Source organism: Nocardioides sp., from assembly GCF_035703625.1.
Classification (GTDB): Bacteria; Actinomycetota; Actinomycetes; order Propionibacteriales; family Nocardioidaceae; genus Nocardioides.
Map to the genome: position 1 here is coordinate 1 of NZ_DASSXS010000146.1, position 2329 is coordinate 2329.

The 2329-nt window shown below is 71.1% G+C and carries 2 protein-coding genes and 1 pseudogene; 1 reads left to right on the top strand and 2 read right to left on the bottom strand.

Annotated elements, in window-relative coordinates:
- On the top strand, positions 1-236 hold a 236-nt coding region (locus tag VFN12_RS07135; protein ID WP_325117934.1), incomplete at its 5' end, for a hypothetical protein.
- Positions 237-298: 62 nt separating this feature from the next.
- On the opposite strand, the gene VFN12_RS07140 is transcribed toward VFN12_RS07135, so the two are convergent.
- Together VFN12_RS07140 and VFN12_RS07145 are read right to left on the bottom strand one after the other, a co-directional pair.
- A complete protein-coding gene (locus tag VFN12_RS07140) occupies positions 299-1948 on the bottom strand; it encodes a DNA repair helicase XPB (protein ID WP_325117935.1) in 1650 nt (549 codons plus the stop codon).
- A 9-nt stretch (positions 1949-1957) separates the two neighbouring features.
- A pseudogene (locus VFN12_RS07145) lies at positions 1958-2329 on the bottom strand (putative protein N(5)-glutamine methyltransferase); the annotation flags it as partial.

Below are 2329 nucleotides of genomic sequence, written 5' to 3' on the forward strand. Positions count from 1 at the left end.
CAGGCGGCATCAGCCAAGGCGGATGGCTCTCGCAAGTCCGCCACCTCGAGGCGAGCCGCACCCCGGACGCCTACGGCGTCCAGATCCTCAACGACATCCACCTCTCACACACGACGAACCTCGACGCATGGGAGGTCACAATCGTCGCGCCCGGCCGCCATCTGGTTCAGGCCCGCGACCAGGCCGCCTGGTTCGCGACCAACCCGCCATCTGCGATGACTTCCCGGTGGGCGTGAGCCCCCAAGCCGCGTTTCATTGACCGCTCATCGGCTGTATCCGTGAGTGTCCGCACGCGCGCCTACAGCCCGTCCCGCTCGACGGCTTCGGCGTCCAGGATCCGGTAGGCATACCCCTGCTCCGCCAGGAACCGCTGCCGGTTCTGGGCGAACTCCGCGTCCACGGTGTCGCGGGAGACGATCGTGTAGAAGTGGGCGGTCTTGCCCTCCTCCTTCGGGCGCAGCAGCCGCCCGAGGCGTTGCGCCTCCTCCTGCCGGGAGCCGAACGAACCCGAGACCTGGATGGCCACCTCCGCCGAGGGCAGGTCGATGGAGAAGTTCGCCACCTTCGAGACCACCAGCAGGTCGAGCGCCCCGGACCGGAACTCCTCGAACAGCCGCTGGCGCTCGTTGACCGTGGTCTCGCCCTTGAGCAGCGGGGCGCCGAGCGCTGCGGCCAGCTCGTCGAGCTGCTCGATGTACTGGCCGATCACCAGGGTGGGCTGCCCCCGGTGCCGCTCGACCAGGGAGCGCACCACGTCGATCTTGTGGTGGGTGCACGACGCGAGCCGGTACTTCTCCTCGGGCTCCGCGGTCGCGTAGGCCAGCCGCTCGCCCGACGGCAGGGTCACCCGCACCTCGACGCAGTCGGCCGGGGCGATCCAGCCCTGGGACTCGATGTCCTTCCACGGGGCGTCGTAGCGCTTGGGCCCGATCAGCGAGAACACGTCACCCTCCCGGCCGTCCTCGCGGACCAGGGTCGCGGTCAGGCCGATCCGCCGCCGGGCCTGAAGGTCGGCGGTCATCCGGAAGATCGGGGCGGGCAGCAGGTGCACCTCGTCGTAGACGATGAGCCCCCAGTCGCGCGCGTCGAGGAGCTCGAGGTGCGGATAGACGCCCTTCCGGCGCGTGGTCATCACCTGGTAGGTCGCGATCGTCACCGGACGGATCTCCTTGACCGCGCCGGAGTACTCCCCGATCTCCTCGGCCGTCAGCGACGTCCGCCGGATCAGCTCGTCCTTCCACTGCCGCGCGCTGACCGTGTTGGTCACCAGGATCAGCGTGGTGGCCTGGGCCTGGGCCATCGCCGCGGCGCCGACCAGGGTCTTGCCCGCGCCGCACGGGAGTACGACGACGCCCGAGCCACCGTGCCAGAACGACTCGGCGGCCTCCCGCTGGTAGTCACGCAGGTGCCACTCGGTCTCGTCCAGCGCGATCGGGTGCGCCTCGCCATCCACGTAGCCGGCGTAGTCCTCGGCAGGCCAGCCCAGCTTGAGGAGGACCTGCTTGAGGTTGCCGCGCTCGGAGGCGTGGACCACCACGGTGTCGGCGTCGATGCGGTCGCCGATCATGCCGGCGACCTTCTTGGCGCGCAGCACCTCCTCCAGCACCGGGCGGTCGGTGGACACCAGCACCAGCCCGTGGGTGGGGTGCTTCTCGAGACGGAGCCGGCCATACCGGGCCATGGTCTCGGCGACGTCGACGAGGAGCGTGTGCGGGACGGAGTACCGGCTGTACTCGAGGAGGGTGTCGACCACCTGCTCTGCGTCGTGCCCGGCGGCGCGGGCGTTCCACAGGCCGAGGGGGGTGAGGCGGTAGGTGTGGACGTGCTCGGGCGAGCGCTCCAGCTCGGCGAACGGCGCGATCGCCTTGCGGCAGTCGGCTGCGCGCTCGTGGTCGATCTCGAGCAGCAGCGTCTTGTCGCTCTGGACGATCAGGGGGCCGTCGTGCATCGGTCCAGCCTACGGGCGGCGCCCCACGACGGCCGTGCCGTCGACATCGTCGTCGGTGACCACCCGGGCGACGAGGCCGGCCAGCTCGCAGGCAGCAAGGGTTCCGGCCGCCTGGGGGCGGCTGGTCTCGACGACCAGGTGCCCTCCGGGCGTCAGCCACTCGGCGGCTCGCTCGATGATCCGGCGCTGGACGTCGAGCCCGTCGGTCCCCCCGTCGAGCGCCACCCGGGGCTCGTGGTCACGCGCCTCGGGCGGCATCAACGCGATCTCCCCGGTCGGCACGTAGGGCGCGTTGGCGACCAGCACGTCGATCCGCCCGCGCAGGTCGTCGGGCAGCGCGTCGTACAGGTCGCCGGTGTGGACCTGCCCGCGGCCGCCGAG

Bases quoted from the DNA above. Each gene is read 5' to 3' on its own strand.
- VFN12_RS07140 (WP_325117935.1), bottom strand. From the start codon at position 1,948: ATGCACGACGGCCCCCTGATCGTCCAGAGCGACAAGACGCTGCTGCTC.